Origin of the sequence: Janthinobacterium sp. NFX145 (assembly GCF_049810325.1) — a bacterium.
GTDB lineage: Bacteria > Pseudomonadota > Gammaproteobacteria > Burkholderiales > Burkholderiaceae_D > Janthinobacterium > Janthinobacterium rivuli.
Genome location: NZ_CP187360.1, coordinates 6,294,640 through 6,310,042, shown reverse-complemented (window position 1 = coordinate 6,310,042; position 15,403 = coordinate 6,294,640). Strand labels below are relative to the sequence as shown.

14 protein-coding genes are annotated in these 15,403 nt (G+C 66.0%); 6 read left to right on the top strand and 8 right to left on the bottom strand.

What is annotated here, in order from left to right:
- Positions 1-36: 36 nt before the first annotated feature.
- Complete coding sequence (locus ACPJXG_RS28360) at positions 37-504, bottom strand: hypothetical protein (protein ID WP_035823345.1); 468 nt, start codon at positions 502-504, stop codon at positions 37-39.
- A gap of 78 nt (positions 505-582) precedes the next feature.
- Between ACPJXG_RS28360 and ACPJXG_RS28355 the strand changes: the two genes are divergently transcribed.
- Together ACPJXG_RS28355 and ACPJXG_RS28350 are read left to right on the top strand one after the other, a co-directional pair.
- On the top strand, positions 583-1,893 hold the full coding sequence (locus ACPJXG_RS28355; RefSeq protein WP_425252977.1) for an SDR family oxidoreductase: 1,311 nt from the start codon (positions 583-585) through the stop codon (positions 1,891-1,893).
- Positions 1,881-2,345 carry a DUF2269 family protein gene (locus ACPJXG_RS28350; RefSeq protein WP_425252976.1) on the top strand — a complete coding sequence of 155 codons (465 nt, stop codon included), beginning with the start codon at positions 1,881-1,883 and terminating at the stop codon, positions 2,343-2,345. Before ACPJXG_RS28355 ends, ACPJXG_RS28350 begins: the two co-directional genes overlap by 13 nt.
- A gap of 56 nt (positions 2,346-2,401) precedes the next feature.
- On the opposite strand, the gene ACPJXG_RS28345 is transcribed toward ACPJXG_RS28350, so the two are convergent.
- Together ACPJXG_RS28345 and ACPJXG_RS28340 are read right to left on the bottom strand one after the other, a co-directional pair.
- Entirely contained in the window at positions 2,402-2,806 is a 405-nt protein-coding gene (locus ACPJXG_RS28345; protein ID WP_425252975.1) for a DUF4440 domain-containing protein, read from the bottom strand.
- Entirely contained in the window at positions 2,803-4,224 is a 1,422-nt protein-coding gene (locus tag ACPJXG_RS28340; RefSeq protein WP_425252974.1) for an MFS transporter, read from the bottom strand. The genes ACPJXG_RS28345 and ACPJXG_RS28340 overlap by 4 nt, the downstream gene beginning before the upstream one ends.
- Positions 4,225-4,351: 127 nt before the next feature.
- Between ACPJXG_RS28340 and ACPJXG_RS28335 the strand changes: the two genes are divergently transcribed.
- Entirely contained in the window at positions 4,352-5,254 is a 903-nt protein-coding gene (locus ACPJXG_RS28335; RefSeq protein WP_425252973.1) for a LysR family transcriptional regulator, read from the top strand.
- A 115-nt stretch (positions 5,255-5,369) separates the two neighbouring features.
- Positions 5,370-6,188, top strand: a complete 819-nt coding sequence (locus tag ACPJXG_RS28330; RefSeq protein ID WP_425252972.1) for a hypothetical protein — start codon at positions 5,370-5,372, stop codon at positions 6,186-6,188.
- A gap of 19 nt (positions 6,189-6,207) precedes the next feature.
- Here ACPJXG_RS28330 and ACPJXG_RS28325 read toward each other — a convergent pair whose 3' ends face one another.
- The 4 genes from ACPJXG_RS28325 to ACPJXG_RS28310 all read right to left on the bottom strand — a co-directional run bounded on the left by ACPJXG_RS28325 (position 6,208) and on the right by ACPJXG_RS28310 (position 10,228).
- Positions 6,208-7,263 (bottom strand): bifunctional nicotinamide-nucleotide adenylyltransferase/Nudix hydroxylase, encoded by a 1,056-nt coding sequence (locus ACPJXG_RS28325; RefSeq protein ID WP_425252971.1) that lies wholly within the window; start codon positions 7,261-7,263, stop codon positions 6,208-6,210.
- Entirely contained in the window at positions 7,260-8,975 is a 1,716-nt protein-coding gene (locus tag ACPJXG_RS28320; RefSeq protein WP_425252970.1) for an NAD+ synthase, read from the bottom strand. Before ACPJXG_RS28320 ends, ACPJXG_RS28325 begins: the two co-directional genes overlap by 4 nt.
- Positions 8,976-9,071: 96 nt before the next feature.
- Positions 9,072-9,584 carry a ClbS/DfsB family four-helix bundle protein gene (locus ACPJXG_RS28315; protein ID WP_425252969.1) on the bottom strand — a complete coding sequence of 171 codons (513 nt, stop codon included), beginning with the start codon at positions 9,582-9,584 and terminating at the stop codon, positions 9,072-9,074.
- Entirely contained in the window at positions 9,584-10,228 is a 645-nt protein-coding gene (locus ACPJXG_RS28310; RefSeq protein ID WP_425252968.1) for an ArsR/SmtB family transcription factor, read from the bottom strand. Before ACPJXG_RS28310 ends, ACPJXG_RS28315 begins: the two co-directional genes overlap by 1 nt.
- Before the next feature lie 59 nt (positions 10,229-10,287).
- On the opposite strand from ACPJXG_RS28310, the gene ACPJXG_RS28305 reads away from it, so the two are divergent.
- Positions 10,288-10,776, top strand: a complete 489-nt coding sequence (locus ACPJXG_RS28305) for a DUF2938 domain-containing protein (RefSeq protein WP_425252967.1) — start codon at positions 10,288-10,290, stop codon at positions 10,774-10,776.
- On the opposite strand, the gene ACPJXG_RS28300 is transcribed toward ACPJXG_RS28305, so the two are convergent.
- Entirely contained in the window at positions 10,777-13,206 is a 2,430-nt protein-coding gene (locus tag ACPJXG_RS28300; RefSeq protein WP_425252966.1) for a DUF3772 domain-containing protein, read from the bottom strand.
- A gap of 268 nt (positions 13,207-13,474) precedes the next feature.
- Here ACPJXG_RS28300 and ACPJXG_RS28295 point away from each other — a divergent pair, with 268 nt between their 5' ends.
- Positions 13,475-15,148 carry a methyl-accepting chemotaxis protein gene (locus ACPJXG_RS28295; protein ID WP_425252965.1) on the top strand — a complete coding sequence of 558 codons (1,674 nt, stop codon included), beginning with the start codon at positions 13,475-13,477 and terminating at the stop codon, positions 15,146-15,148.
- Positions 15,149-15,403 lie beyond the last annotated feature (255 nt).

Genomic DNA, 15,403 nt, shown 5'->3' with positions numbered 1-15,403 from the left:
CGGGCCGGCGTGTAGGAAAGTGACTCGCGCAGCGCCTCAGCGCCGCCGCAGCCACAGCGCGCCGGCGGCCAGGCCGACGCCGAAGGCGCCGTACACCAGCAGCAGCGAGGGGCGCGACAGGCGCATCTCGTAGCCGGGCTGCAGGCGGTGCGGGGTCAGCTGGTAATCCGTGAAACAGGCCACGGCCGTGGCGCCGGCCGCCGCCGCCACGGTGGACGCCACGCGGCGCCGGTCGAGGATGTGGGCCGCATAGCGCTCGAACAGCACGCCCCAGAACATGGCGCTGCAATGGTGGATGACATAGCCGACCAGGGTGTGCCTGAGCGAGGCATCATCGCGGCGCGCCGCCTGGTCGCCCCACAGCCAGTGGCTGACGGCGTTGACGGCGGCGAACACGCTGCCCGTTTCGCGCCGGCCACACAGGGCCAGGGCGGCGGCGGACAGGATGGAGGCGAGGCTACCCGACAGGGCGCCATGACGCATGGAAGGGGGCAGGGCGGGCATGGTTTTTCTCCAGTGGTGTGATCGCACAGTGAACTGAAACGCAAAAGACCTATCCAATCCCGTCAAGAGGAGGCATGCATGCGCATACTGCTGACGGGAGCGAGCGGTTTCATCGGAACACATGTTTCGACCGCGCTGCTGGCCGAAGGTTTCCAGCTCGCGTGCACGACGCGCCGCGCGCCGCCGCATGCGCGCGGCGGCAAGGAGCAGCGCGTGCGCCTGATCGAAGCCGATTTTGCGCGCGACACGGCCAAGGCCGCATGGCTGCCGCGCCTGGACGGCATCGACGTCGTCATCAACTGCGTCGGCATCATCGCCGAGCATGGCGCGCAGACGTTCGCGGCCCTGCACACGCAGGCGCCGCGCGCCCTGTTCGCCGCCTGCGCCGAGAGCGAGGTGCAGCTGGTGATACAGCTGTCGGCCCTGGGCGCGGACGCAGGCGCCGTCTCGCCTTACCACCTGAGCAAGAAGGCGGCCGACGATTTTCTCGCCAGCCTGCCGCTGCGCGCCGTCATCGTGCAGCCTTCGCTCGTGTATGGCGACGACGGCGAAAGTGCGCGCCTGTTCCGCATGCTGGCCAGCCTGCCCGTGTATCCCCGCTTCGGCCGCGCGCCGCAGCTGGTGCAGCCGGTGCATATCGACGACCTGACCGATGTCATCGTGGCGCTGGTGCGCGGCGCGGGCGCACTGGGCGGCCAGAAGACGCGCCGCGTGCCCGTCGTGGGACCACAGGCGCTGCCGTTCACGGCCTACCTGGCGGCCCTGCGCGCGGCCATGGGGCTGGGACGGCTGCGCGTCGCGCCGCTACCGCGGCTACTGATGCCGCCCATGCTGCTGCTGGCCAGGCTGCTGGGCTTTGCCATGCCGGACCGCGCCACCCTGCGCATGCTGGATCGCGGCAATACGGCCGATGCAGGGCTCACGCGGCGGTTGCTGGGGCGCGCGCCGCGGCCCGTGGCGCAGTTCATCAGCGACGCGCGCGGCGCGGCCGTGCGCGCCCAGCTGGACTGGCTGCTGCCCGTGCTGCGCCTGTCGATCGCCATCGTGTGGCTCGCCACGGCCATCGTCTCGGGCGGCGTCTATCCAGTCGAAGACAGCTATCGCCTGCTCGAACGCAGCGGCGTGCCGCCCGCCTGGGCGCCGCCGCTGCTGGCCGGCGCCTGCCTGTTCGACCTGCTGCTGGGCATGGCCACCCTGGCGCTGCACCCGCCGTGGCGGCGCTGGCTATGGCCGCTGCAAGCCGCGCTCATCGTGTTCTATAGCGTCTGGATCGCCGTATTCCTGCCGGAATTCCTGTGGCATCCCTACGGCCCCCTGACGAAAAACCTGCCCATGCTGGCGGCCCTGTGGCTGCTGTACCAACTGGAGGAAAAGCCATGGAATACCTGATCGTCAAATGGCTGCACATCGTCTCGTCGACCCTGCTGTTCGGCACCGGCATCGGCTCGGCCTTCTACATGCTGTTCACCAGCCTGAGCCGCGACGTGCGCGCCATCGCCGTCGTCAGCCGCCACGTGGTGCGCGCCGACTGGCTGTTTACGGCCACCACGGTGGTGTTCCAGCCCCTGAGCGGCTTTTATCTGGCGCACCTGGCCGGTTATCTCTTGAGCAGCCGCTGGATCGTCTGGTCCGTGGTGCTGTACCTCGTGGCCGGCGCCTGCTGGCTACCCGTCGTGTGGCTGCAGATGCGCATGCGCGACATGGCGCAAACGAGCGCGCGCGACGGCGTCGCCTTGCCCGCGCTGTACTGGCGCTACCTGCGCATCTGGACGGCGCTGGGCGTGCCCGCCTTCTTCGCCCTCATCATCGTGTTTTACCTGATGACGGCCAAGCCGGCCTGAGCGCGCCGTTGCCACTCAGTGTTTGCGGCCCTGCTTCTTGCCGCCACGCTGCAGGATCAATCCGCCCGCGCCGCCCACGTTTCATGCAGATGGCGCCACAGCAAAGCGCCATCGGGCGTTTTTTCATACACGACGGTGGACCAGCGCTCGGTGTTTTCCGCGCCCGGCAGCGACTGGAATTCACGGTAGGAGACGGTGGCGCCGGCGGCGCTTTCCTGGATCAATTGCAAGTCCGTGATGCGCATGGCAAGGCCCGGTCGGCTGCCGCCGGCGCCCTGGAAAAACCTGGTCAAGCCAGCGTGATCGAGCCGCATTCCACCCGGCGCGACCATCGTAAAGCCGGGCGAAAAACGCGCCAGCAATTGCGCGCAGTTTTCCACTGCCGCCTCGCCAGACAGCCACTCGCGGATCAGCACATGCGTGGATAAAACGTCGTCAAAATACGGGTTCGTTGCAGTCATTTTTTGCTAGCTCCATGGTGTTGTAAAAGGTCGAGAACGGCGCGGTTGTCGATACGCAGGCACAGCGCCAGGGGCAGGACGCACGACGCTGCGGCCAGCGCAAAGCACCAGTGAAATACCTGCGCCGCACGCAGGTGCTGGGCGGGGTCGTCCAGCGATGCGATGCCCTGCGCCGCCAGCAAGCCATTGAGCAGTACGCTGAGCAGCGCGACACCGAGGCAAAAGCCCAGCTGGCGGTTGATATTCCACACGGCGCTGGCCTGGCTCAGCTGCCCATCCGGCGTGCGCAAGAAGGCCGTACTTTGCGCCGTGCTGCTGCACAAACCGCCGCCAAAGCCCATCACGGCGTACGCGCCGGCCAGCCAGAACAGCTGATCGGCCGCCTCCACGCGCAGCAGCATCAGCATGCCGGCCGCCTGCAGCAGGGCGCCCGCGATGAACAGCGGTTGCGGACCCACGCGGCGATAGCTTTTGCCGGTCAGCGAAATGGCCGCAAACGAGGCCAGCGCCCATGGCAGCATCAGCGCACCCGCCGTCGATGCCGACATGCCCAGCACGCCCTGCAGATACAGCATGGCCAGCAGGCTCACGCCCATGAAGACGCCTGGCACCAGCAGATACATCAGCATGGCGATGCGCAGCAGCGGCTCACTGGCCAGGCGCAGGTTCAGCAGCGGCGTCGATTTTCTCAAAGCGCCGCGCACGTAAGCCCAGGCGCAGGCAACACCCAGCGCCAGCACGCCGGCGCCGGCCAGCAGCTCGTCCGGCGTGCCCAGCATCGTCAGGCCCAGCAACAGCAAAAGGATGGCTGTGCTGCCCGCCAGCAGGCCGCCCGTGTCGAGGCGGGGCACTTGCGCGCGCGGTGGGTCAGGACGCAGCCAGCAGGCGGCCAGCAGCAGCGCCAGCGCGGCGAATGGCACGTTCAGGTAGAAAATCCAGCGCCAGGAAAGACTATCGACGATGACACCGCCCAGCGCAGGCGACAGGGCGGGCGCCAGCAAGCCCACCAGCATGATGACGGAGGACAGGCCCGGACGCTCGGCAGGCTGGTACAGCTGGTAGGTCATGCTTTGCCCCAGCGGGATGAGCAAGCCGCCACCGAGGCCCTGCACGCAGCGCCAGGCAATCAGCGCTTCAATCGATGACGCCAGGCCGGCGCCGATGCTGGCGCATAAAAAAGTTAGCAACGATGCCATGAACACGGTTTTGCTGCCATAATAGGCAGCCAGCCAGGCGCTGGCGGGGATGACGATGGTCAGGCCGAGGATGTAGGCGGTGCTGATCCAGGCCAGCTGCGCCACCGAGGCGTGCAGGGCATGGCCGATGTCGGGATAGGCGACGCTGGTGATGAACATGTTGATCAGGTCGACGAAAAAACCCAGCAGATAGATGGCCGCCACCTTTTTGCGATAGTCCATGGTGCTCCGAATGGCAAACGGCCAGCTTAAGCGTCCATCGCCATTTGCGTAACGGGCCAGCCCCGATTACACTGTCAAACAAATTTTGACAAACCTCTACAACCCGCATGCCTCCTCATTCTTATTTATGATCAGTCTTGACCGTTGGGGTATTTTCATCGCCATCGTCGACGCCGGTTCGCTGACGGCGGCCGCCGCCGTGCTGGGCCAGAGCAAGGCCGTCGTCAGTTTTAATTTGAAACAGCTGGAGGCGGAGCTGGGCGTGTCGCTGCTGACGCGCAGCACGCGCAGCCTGGCGCTGACCGACGTGGGGCGACGCTTTTATGAGGATTGCCAGCGCGTGCTCAGCGAAGCGCAGGGCGCCATCGAAACGGCGCGCCAGGGCCACCAGGGCTTGCGCGGCACCCTGCGCCTGACCACCACCGTCGAATACGGCAGCCGCACGGTGATCCCCGCGCTGATCGCCTTTGCCGCCGCCCACCCGCAATTGCAGATCCAGCATTCCTCGTCGTCCTCGCATGAAGACCTGATCTCGGGCCGCTACGACCTGGCCATCCGCATGGGTTCCCTCAACGATTCGAGCTACCGCGCCGCGCTGATCGAGCCGTACGCGATCTGGCCCGTCGCCTCGCCCGCCTACCTGGCCAGCCTGCCTGCCAAGGGCATCGCCAGCCTGGACGAACTGCAGCGCGCGCGCTGGCTGGCGCACAGCCGCCTGGCCGCGCCGCTGCGCTGGGACGTGCACACGCCGGACGGCCCCGCCGCCTTTGCCGTGCAGGATGACGCCGCCATCCATTCCGACTCCGCCTCGGCCCTGCTGGGCTTTGCCCTGGGCGGCTGCGGCGTGGCCCTGCTGCCGCAATGGCAGGTGGAGGCGGAAGTGCGCGCGGGACGCCTGCGCCGCCTGCTGCCCGACGTCGTCTTTCCGCAGCAGGGCGTGTATGCCGTGTATCCGAACACCCAGCATATCGCGGAAAAGGTGCGCGCCTTTATCGACTTTTTGCGCGCCTTCGTGGGCACGCCGGACTGAGGTTTCACGTGGTCAATATTTGACAGATACAACGGTTTCCAAGGGGCAAACGGGCGCCCCTTTCGTTTTGCACGGCCTACACTGACAGGACGTTGTTCACCGATTGGAGACCATCATGGCACATACATTGGCAGCAGTTTTCGCCCTGCGCGACATGGCCGAGCGCGCCCGGCACGACCTGATCACGGCGGGATTTCCTGGCGCCAGCATCCGCCTGCACGATGCGGGCAGTGACGACACTTCCGCCACGGAAAACATCCGCCGCGACGACAGCGACAACCTGCTCGACAGCGTCAAGCATTTCTTTACGGACCTGTTCGGCAACCACGCCGACCGCCACATCTATGCGGAAGCCGTGCGGCGCGGACATGTCGTGCTGACCCTGGAAGGCGCGAGCGACGCCGATATCCAGCGCGCCACCGACATCGTCGAGCGCTACGCGCCGCTCGACATCGATGCGCACGCCGAGCACTGGCGCGCCGGCGGCTGGCAGGGCGCGCCGCAGGACGGCAGCGCGCGGCGCCAGGGCGCCAGCATGCAGTCGGATGCGCCATCGCAGCAGGGCAGCATGAACGAGTCGCCGGGGTCGCAGCAATTTGCCAGCGACATGACGCCCCCGCCGCCGTCCAGCGCGGGCGCCAACGCGCGCCGCTATCCCGGCGCCGACAACCTGCCCGGCACCAGTTACGACGACGAGCAGTACTACCGCAGCCACTGGAGCGCCACCTATGTCGCCACCGGCGCGCGCTTCGAGGACTACGATCCCGCCTACCGCTATGGCCATTCGATGGCCAGCAGCGACAGCTACCGGGGCCGCCCGTGGGACGACGTGGAAGCGGATCTGCGTTCCACGTGGGAGCACACGTATCCGCAATCGGCGTGGGACAACTTCAAGGCGGCCGTCCGGCACGGCTGGGAACGCATCACGTCCTGAAGCCGGGAACTGCGTCCCCTCAGCGCCCCTCGTGCGTGAGCTTGAGGAAGTGGTTCAGGATGTGGAAATGGTCTTCGAAGAATTGCTCTTCCATGGCCGGCAGCGCCGCCACGGGCACCCACTGCGCCAGCGCCGCATCGTCTGCCGCCGTCACTTCCGGCAACTGGCGCGTCTTCAAGTCAAAGTAATGTGCATGCGTGATGGTGCGCCCGCGCTGGCTGCGGTCCGGGTGGTCGAACACGGCCACGCCGACCAGCGCCTCGACGAGGGTGGGCGCCAGCACGCCCAGCTGGGTTTCCTCCGCCAGCTCGCGCAAGGCGCCTTGCAGCAGGCGCTCGCGCGGCTCCAGGAAGCCGCCGGGCAGCGCCCACAAGCCCTTGCCAGGATAGCCGCCACGGCGCACGAGCAGCACGTGGCCGCCCGTCTGCACCAGCGCGTCGACGGTGGTGAAGATGGGCGGATACGGCGCCGCGCGCCAGCGCGCTTTATAGGCTTCGATGGCGCGGTATTCCTGCACCAGCGGCGCGTACCACGGCAGCAAGGTCCACGCTTTGACATATTGGCCGATGGCGGCCGGCAGCAGCTGCGCCACGGCGCTCAGCGACACGTCCACGTCTTGCGCCTCGAACAGCACGTTGCGAATCGCCGTCGCGCCGATGGGGGCACCGGGATCGATCTCCAGATTGAGCAACTGCCAGTGCGGGAAATGGTGCAGGTAATAACTGGTGGCGTCCTTGAAGCAGGCCACCAGGGTGACGCGCTGGGCCTTGGGCACGGCGCCCGCCACGGCACGCCGCACGGCATCGGCCCACAGGCCATCGTCGTAGTAATCGCGCACGGCCACGTAATGCACGCGCGCGCGCTGCGCCTCGGGTAAGGTCGCGGCAATCATGGCGGCCCGTTCCTGCCACGTAAACGGGTTCTTCGGGCTGCGCGCATGGAAGGCCGAGCCGAGCACCACCACCACTTGCGCGGCCGTCGCCAGTGCCTTTTGCAGCAAGCCCGCATGGCCATTGTGAAAAGGCTGGAAGCGGCCGATCAGGATGGCCGCGTCGGCGGAATAGGATAAGGTCATGCGTCGTCTCCGGTGGGGTAGTGGGCGGCGATCGGCAATTGACGCCCGCTGCCAAAGGCGCGCGAACGCACGCGGATGATGGGCGCCGCCTGGCGCCGTTTGTATTCGTTGCGGGCGACCATGCCGAGGATGCGCGTGACGAGAATTCGTCCCTCGTCCGTCTCGCGCAGCTGGTCGACCAGGGTCAGTGCTTGCGCGCTTTCTTGCGCCGGCAAACGGCGTCCCTCGATATGCCATTTGAGAATCTCATCGAGCACGGGATACGGCGGCAAGCTGTCCGTGTCGCGCTGGCCCGGCGCCAGTTCCGCCGACGGCGGTTTATCGAGCACGGCGACGGGGATCAGTTCGCGCCCGGCGCTGGCGTTGATGTGGCGCGACAGGGCGAAGACCTCCGTTTTATACAGGTCGCCGATCAGGCCCAGTCCCCCATTCGTGTCGCCGTACAGGGTGCAGTAGCCAACCGAGATTTCGCTCTTGTTGCCGGTGGTGAGCAGCAGGGCGCCAAACGCGTTCGAGTATTCCATCAGGATCGTGCCGCGCACGCGCGCCTGCAGGTTTTCCAGCGGCAGCCCTTGCAGCTTGCCGTCGAAGGCTTGCGCGTACCCGATTTCATATTGCGCCACGATGTCGCGTATAGCATGCGTGTGCAGGGCGATGCCCAGGTTGGCGCACAGGGCGACGGAATCGGTGACCGAGCCGGCGCTGGAAAACACGGACGGCATGGTGATGCCCACGACGTTGTCGGCACCGAGCGCCTCGACGGCCAGGGCCAGGGTCAGCGCGGAATCGATGCCGCCCGAGCAGCCGACGACGACTTTCGTAAAGCGGCAGCGGCGCGCGTAGTCGCGTAACCCCAGCACGATCTGGCGCCGCGCAAATTCCACGGCGGGGATGCCGTCCGGGTCGGGCACGGGGAAAGGCTGACCATCGGGCCGCGTAAAACGGCCGCCGGCGAAACGCAGCAGTTGAAAATCTTCGACGAAGCGGGCCGCCTCGAATTCCACGCCCTGGCTCGGCGACATGGCGAACGAGGCGCCGTCGAACACGAGCTGGTCCTGGCCGCCCACTTGGTTGACGAAGAGCAGGGGCAGATTGACGCGCGCGCAGGCGGCGCCAAACACGGCGTGGCGCTGCGCGCGCTTGCCGATGTCGGACGGGCTGGCGTTGATGCTGACGACCAGATCGGGCCGCGCCGCGTGCAGGGCATCAAACGGGTTGACGGCGTAGGCGCGGCCGTCGTCGTTCCAGCCGTCTTCGCAAATCATGAAGCCGACCTTGCAGCCGGCGATATCGAGCGTGCAGGCGCCGGGCGGGCCCGGCTCGAAATGGCGGCCTTCGTCAAAGATGCCGTAAGTGGGCAGCAGCTGCTTGTAGTATTCGGCCACGATGCGCCCGTCGCGCATCGCCAGCAGGGCGTTGTACAGGGGCTTGCCGACGCCGGGATTGGGCCGCGCCGTGCCGATGACGGTGACCAGCGCCGGCCAGCGCGTGGACGCTTCCAACAGCTGATTCAGCGCCTGCTGCATATCGCGCAGGAAGGCGGCGTCCTCGAACAGGTCGCCCGGGTAATACGCGCACAGCGACAATTCGGGGCACACGAGCAGCTCCGCGCCATCCTCGCTGGCGCGCTGCATGCGCGCGGTGATGGCGGCGACATTGGCGTCGAAGTCGCCCACGGTCGGGTTGAGCTGGGCGAGGGCGATGGTCAGCATGGTGATCCTTCAGTCGGTTGCGCTTGAAACCACTATCCTGCCTGAAAAATTTCCTGAACGTACTGATGCAATCGTGCAAGCCCGTAGCTCACTGTGCTACACGGTCTTGAGCCAAGCCCGCAAGCGCGTGCGCGCGTTCGCATACGGCGACGCCGTGTTGAACTGAATCATGCGCCCCATCGTGTAATGCGTGTACCAGGGCTGGCCATACAATTGCGCGTCATCGTGCGCTTCGACCAGCGCCAGCAGCTGGTCTTTCGCCTGTTCCAGGCGCTGCAGCAACTCGTCCATGCCCAGTTCAGCATAGTCGGCATAGAAGCGCTGCGCCAGTTTTCCCAGAGCGTTCCACGTGAAACCTTCGGCGGGAAAGGCGATGTCCTCAATGCGTTTGCCGTCGCGCAGCTGCGCGTGCCAGTGCAAGACCAGCTCGTTCCAGCCCACCAGGTAGGCGAGCAAGTCGCACACGCTCATGCGCGTACCCGCCACTTGTCCTTCCAGCACGGGTTCCCGCGCCAGCGCTGGCGGCACGCGCGCCAGCTCCTGCGCCAGCTTCGCATAGGTGCTGTTGATGGCGTCGAGCAGTGCCTGCTTGCTGTCGGGGATCGCCATTACGCCGCCTGCACGACAGGCAAGCCGGCCGCCTGCCAGTCGTCGTAGCCGCTGCCGAGACGGCGCGCCTGCAAGCCGTGCTGGCGCAGGGCCGCCACGGCCTGCACGGACAGCACGCAATACGGGCCGCGGCAGTAGGCGGCGATCTCTGCGTTCGCGGGCAATTCGCCCAAGCGACGCTGCAAGTCATCAAAAGGAATATTGATCGCACCGGGCAGGTGGCCAGCGGCAAATTCCTGCGCGGGACGCACGTCGAGCACGGTGATGCTGGCCTCGCGCATGCGCTCCTGCAACTCGTCGCCCGTGATCGCTTCCACGTGGTCGCCCCGGCCCAGCGCCTGCAACTCGCTGCGCTGGTGCTGCGCATACAGCTCCAGTGCGGCCAGCAATTGCACGATGGGTCCGCCGCCCAGCCGGTACAGCACGCGCTTGCCGTCGCGCCGCGCCTGCACGAAACCGGCGCGCCGTAACTGCTGCAAATGCTGGGACGTATTCGCCACGGACAGGCCCGTCAACTCCACCAGTTGCTCCACCGCATACTCGCCATGCGCGATCTGCTCGAGCAGACGCAAACGGGGCGCGCTGCCTAAAATATGGGCAAACCCGGCGGAACCGGTCAGCAATTCGATATCAGCATTTTTCATTGACACGATGCTAGCACCCTTATAACATTCAAGCAATCAATTGAATGTTAGGAACAGCAATGCAAATACTCTGGCTCGATGCACTGGCGATCGGCGTGGGCGCGACGGCGGTGATGGATGTGTGGGCAGTGGCCTTGAAACGCTTTTGGTGCATCCCCTCGCTGAACTTTGCGATGGTGGGGCGCTGGCTCGGCCATTTGCCGCGCGGCACCTTCAGCCATGTCAACATCGCCCAGGCGGCGCCCGTGCGCGACGAGGCCATCCTGGGCTGGACGGCTCATTACCTGATCGGCGTGCTGTTTGCGGCCGTGCTGCTGGCGCTGGTGGGACAGACGTGGGTGCAGCAGCCGACGTTCGTGCCGGCCCTGCTGGCGGGCCTGGTGAGCGTGGCCGCGCCATTTTGCATCTTGCAGCCGGGCATGGGCGCCGGCCTGGCCGCCAGCAAGACGCCGCACCCAAACGCGGCCCGCCTGCGCAGCCTGATGGCCCACACGGCGTTCGGCATCGGCCTGTACCTGGCGGCCCTGCTGTGGTCGACTATCCGCTGATCAGCTCGTCAGCGGCGGCACGGGAGCCGGTGCCGGTGCCGGTGCAACGGCTGACATGGCCGGCGCCTCGGGCTGCGCCGGCACAGTGCTCAGCACCATCGTGCTGGGCTTGGCAATCGCGATGTGCGCCTCGTCCAGACGCTTGAGCAGTTCGAACAGCAGCGCGCTGCGGATGCCCGACGTCAGGCGCGGCGACGAGGCAAAGCCGGTGGCGTTGAACAGCAACAGGCCATTGTCGATGCCGTCGAGCTGCACATTCGGCGCCGGCGTGTCGAGCACGTCGGGATTGTCGACAAAGACGGACAGGATCAGCGCGCGCGCCACCTGCGCATCCGTGCCCAGCGGCAGCGGCAGCTTCACCTGCACCAGGCCCAGCGGATTGGCCAGGGTCACGTTGCGCACCGTCTTGGTGATGAATTCCGAGTTCGGCACGATCACCGTCGAACGGTCGCCCAGCTGAATTTCCGTGGCGCGCACATTGATGCGGCGAATGTCGCCTTCCACGCCACCGAGCGACACCCAGTCGCCCACTTTGACGGGACGCTCGGCCAGCAGGATCAAGCCGGAAACGAAGTTCTGCACCACGGCCTGCAAGCCAAAACCGATACCCACCGACAAGGCCGACGCCACCCATGCGATGCGTTCGAGGCCAATGCCGGCCGCCGACAGCGCCAGCGCCACGGCCAGCACGCCGCCGATGTAACCGAACAGGGTGATGAACGACACTTGCATCCCCGTGTCGAGATTGGTGGTCGGCAAATAACTGTTTTGCAGCCAGCGCTTGAACAAGCCCAGCGCGACAAAGCCGACGAGCAGCACCAGCAGCGCCTGGATCATGGCGGCCGGGCGGATCGCCACCTCGCCGATGGCCAGGCCATCCTGCAACTTGCCGACGCGCTGGAACAGCTCGCCCGGACCTTCGCCAAATGGCGCCAAGAGCAACATCAGGGCCAGCAGCACGACGATGGCGCGGCCGATGCCAGACAGCAGCACGGCCGCCTGGTCGCGCGCCTTGGGCGTGGCCAGCACAGGATGGGCGGCGTCCGGCGGCGGTGGCGTCGAGGCCAGCAGCATGCAGATATCGTCGACCAGCACCGTCAGCAGATAGGTGCTGCACAGCACGACGATGACCCAGGCGATTTGCTTGGCAATAAAACTGCCAAAGGCCACATAGCCGATCAGCAAGCTGATGACGCTCGACGCCAGCGCCAGCCACAGCAGCACCGTGACGCAGCGCAGCCACAGCGGCGTGATCAGATTGGCGGGATCGGCCTCGCGCAACTGGCGCCAGCAGCGCTCGGCGCGCATCAAGCCGTAGGCGATGGTCGTGCTCATCACGAGGGCGACGATGCAGTTGACGGCCACGGCCGTCGACAGGCCCGCATTGATGACGATGGTGACTCTTTCGGTCGCCCACACGAGCACGACGATGAAGGAAAACATCGATGGAAAATTGCGCATGCGGTGCGCCAGCGCGTCGGGCAGGGGCAGCAAACGCCACGAGACGCGGCGCGGCGACAGCAGCGCGTGGCCGAGCCCTGCCGTAAAGCCGGCAAAACAGATGATGCCGATCAAGCTGCTGAGGAAAGTCGACGTTTTTTCGGACAGGCCGCCCTCCCAGCGCAAGCCCATGGCCAGCAATTCGGCCACCAGGCCCGGCGTGGCCAATGCCAGCACCAGCACGGCCAGCGCATGCAGCGAGCGGCGCAAGCGGCCATGCGGCACGCGCGTGGACGTGATCACCAGCAGATAACGCGAAATCCAGACGCTGGCGCCGATCACGGCCACGATAGCGGCCAGCAAGCCGCCCCAGGCCGACCACGGCGTGGCGCTTGCCGCATTCGCCAATTCCAGCTCCAGCGCCCGCAGGCGCTGCAGGTTCTGCGGCAATTCCGCATGCAGCTGTTTCCAGAACGAGCCGGCCAGTATCGACGCCGTGCGTTCGCCCAGGCGCGCCTGCAACTGCGCGCGACGCACCGTCGACACTTGCTCCGACGCCTGCGTCGCTTCCACGGCCAGCAAACGCGCCAGTTTCACCTGCGCATCGAGCGCGCTGCTGGTGCGGTCCAGCTGGCTGCGCTGCGCCGCCACGTCGGGCGCATCTTTCGTGCCCGCCGCCGGCTTGCCCAGCTCGGCCAGCCGCGCCTGCACGCTGGTGAGCGTGGGCGCGAGCGCGTCGGCAACCTTGTCCGCCTCGGCGCTGGCCGCCAGCGCATCGGCGCGCATCTGCGACAGGGTCGCGTCATCGAGCTCCGCCTCGCCATCGAGCGCCTTCTGGATGCCCGTGATCTGCTTGCGCAAGCCATCGAGGCGCTGGTCGGCCGTGGCGGCGTCATCGACGGGCTGCGACCAGGCGGGCGGGGGAGCCAGCGAGCAGGCCAGCAACAACGCCAGCAGGAAGGGAAAGAAACGGAGACGGAAAGAAGTCATGCGGACCTATGGCTGAAAATGAGAAAAACGGCCGGATTGGCGGCGGCGCCGGTCAAGGCGTGCCGCCCGGCAGGTGCCTGCCAATATAGCTGAAAACACCGCCAAGCCGCAGGATAAGCGGAACCGGCGTGTGCCCCGGAGGGAAACTAGGCATATTGCCCTATGGAAATATGATTCAAAAAGGTCTAGGATCGTCGTCCGCTTGGCGGCGCGGCAGCCATCTGCACGCCGCCGACCTTTTCACCATTCCCTCCGTATTGAGACCGCCATGAAGTTTTTATCCAACCTGACCATCGGCACACGCCTCGCAGTGGGCTTTGGCGCCATCGGCGCCATGCTGATCATCATCTCCTGCCTGGGCATTGCCATGCTGGGCAAGATCAACCAGGGCACCGGCCATATCGTGCATGACAGCATGCCGAAGATCGAGCTCGCCAACAGCGTCTCGGCCAACATCAACGACATCGCCATTGCCCTGCGCAACATGATGCTCAGCGCCGATCCGGCCGACCAGCGCAAGCAAACGGACGCCATCCTGGCCGCGCGCCAGGCGGCGGCCGGCAATCTCGGCAAGCTCGCGAGCATGCTCGATTCCGACCGTGAACGCGCGTTGCTGGCGAAGATGAACGACGCCAACACGCGCTACGCGCAAGGGCAGGAAGCCTTGCTTGAACTGATCAGGAGCGGCACGCCGGACGACAGCAGCGCCTACCTGTACGGCCAGCTGCGTCCCGTCTTGCTGGTCTACAAGCAATTGATCGCTGAACAGATCAGCTTGCAAAACACCTTGGCTACCACGGCGGGCGACAACGCCAATACCACGTATGCCAACACGCGCACCTTGCTGATCGGCATGTCGCTGGCGGCCTTGGCCATCGCGGCGGCCTTGGCGTATGGCATCACGCGCTCGATCACCGGTCCCGTCGCCACGGCGCTGCAGGTGGCCAACACGGTGGCCGCAGGCGATCTGCGCAGCCAGATCACCGTGCAGTCGCGCGATGAAATGGGGCAACTGTTGCAGGCGCTCAAGCGCATGAACGACAGCCTGGCGCACACGGTGGGCACGGTGCGCGCCGGCACGGAAACGATCGCCTCGGCCTCGTCCGAAGTGGCGGCGGGCAGCCTGGACCTGTCTGCGCGCACGGAGCAGCAAGCCAGCTCGCTGGAAGAGACGGCGTCATCCATGGAAGAGCTGACCTCGACCGTCAAGCAGAATGCCGACAATGCACGCCAGGCGCATGTGCTGGCCGACACGGCCTCCGGCGTGGCGCAGCGCGGCGGCGCCGTCATCGCCCAAGTGGTGGCGACCATGCGGCAAATCGACGCCTCGTCGAGCAAGATCGCCGACATCATCGGCGTCATCGACGGCATCGCCTTCCAGACCAACATTCTGGCCTTGAACGCGGCCGTGGAAGCGGCGCGCGCAGGCGAACAGGGACGCGGCTTTGCCGTCGTGGCCACGGAAGTGCGCAGCCTGGCGCATCGCTCGGCAGCGGCCGCCAAGGAAATCAAGACCCTGATCGACGACTCGACCCGGAGCGTGGCGGCCGGCAGCGAGCTCGTGCATCAAGCCGGCGACACCATGACCGACCTGGTCGACAGCGTGCGCCGCGTGACCGACATCATGGAAGACATCACCTCGGCCAGCGCGGAACAGACGGCCGGCATCGAGCAAATCAACCAGGCCATCAGCGAGATGGACAACGTCACCCAGCAAAATGCGGCCCTGGTGGAAGAATCGGCGGCAGCAGCGGCGGCCATGCAGGAGCAGGCGGCCACCCTGGCGCAGGTGGTGAGCGCCTTCAAGCTCGACGCCGGCGCGCCGCACACCAAAGCGACAGCCGCCACGACAACACGCCAGCAGGCCATCGCCATACGTGCATCTACCGCCAAGAAACCTGCCCACGTTGCTCCTTCGCCAGCAGACTGGGAAGAATTCTGAGCAGGATACTCAAACGCTGGCGTTAGCCAACTCGACTACAAAAATACCAAGCCAACGTAGGGCAGAAGTGCGGCGGGCAGACCAAGCAAAATCTAAGCTACTTTGTTCGCCAAATTCGCTCAAGGTACGCTGAGGTGGCGGACGAGACACTCTACTGCGGACCAGTAATTTTTTGTGAGATTTGGTGAAGTTTAGGCGTGCTCTAACCTGAGAAAATGGCTCATTTCTAAACTGGAGTGAATCGCTTTGAGGATA

What these genes read in the sequence shown, in the direction of transcription:
- ACPJXG_RS28360 (WP_035823345.1), bottom strand. Translation starts at nt 504, where the DNA reads ATGCCCGCCCTGCCCCCTTCCATGCGTCATGGCGCCCTGTCGGGTAGC.
- ACPJXG_RS28355 (WP_425252977.1), top strand. Translation starts at nt 583, where the DNA reads ATGCGCATACTGCTGACGGGAGCGAGCGGTTTCATCGGAACACATGTT.
- ACPJXG_RS28350 (WP_425252976.1), top strand. Translation starts at nt 1,881, where the DNA reads ATGGAATACCTGATCGTCAAATGGCTGCACATCGTCTCGTCGACCCTG.
- ACPJXG_RS28345 (WP_425252975.1), bottom strand. Translation starts at nt 2,806, where the DNA reads ATGACTGCAACGAACCCGTATTTTGACGACGTTTTATCCACGCATGTG.
- ACPJXG_RS28340 (WP_425252974.1), bottom strand. Translation starts at nt 4,224, where the DNA reads ATGGACTATCGCAAAAAGGTGGCGGCCATCTATCTGCTGGGTTTTTTC.
- ACPJXG_RS28335 (WP_425252973.1), top strand. Translation starts at nt 4,352, where the DNA reads ATGATCAGTCTTGACCGTTGGGGTATTTTCATCGCCATCGTCGACGCC.
- ACPJXG_RS28330 (WP_425252972.1), top strand. Translation starts at nt 5,370, where the DNA reads ATGGCACATACATTGGCAGCAGTTTTCGCCCTGCGCGACATGGCCGAG.
- ACPJXG_RS28325 (WP_425252971.1), bottom strand. Translation starts at nt 7,263, where the DNA reads ATGACCTTATCCTATTCCGCCGACGCGGCCATCCTGATCGGCCGCTTC.
- ACPJXG_RS28320 (WP_425252970.1), bottom strand. Translation starts at nt 8,975, where the DNA reads ATGCTGACCATCGCCCTCGCCCAGCTCAACCCGACCGTGGGCGACTTC.
- ACPJXG_RS28315 (WP_425252969.1), bottom strand. Translation starts at nt 9,584, where the DNA reads ATGGCGATCCCCGACAGCAAGCAGGCACTGCTCGACGCCATCAACAGC.
- ACPJXG_RS28310 (WP_425252968.1), bottom strand. Translation starts at nt 10,228, where the DNA reads ATGAAAAATGCTGATATCGAATTGCTGACCGGTTCCGCCGGGTTTGCC.
- ACPJXG_RS28305 (WP_425252967.1), top strand. Translation starts at nt 10,288, where the DNA reads ATGCAAATACTCTGGCTCGATGCACTGGCGATCGGCGTGGGCGCGACG.
- ACPJXG_RS28300 (WP_425252966.1), bottom strand. Translation starts at nt 13,206, where the DNA reads ATGACTTCTTTCCGTCTCCGTTTCTTTCCCTTCCTGCTGGCGTTGTTG.
- ACPJXG_RS28295 (WP_425252965.1), top strand. Translation starts at nt 13,475, where the DNA reads ATGAAGTTTTTATCCAACCTGACCATCGGCACACGCCTCGCAGTGGGC.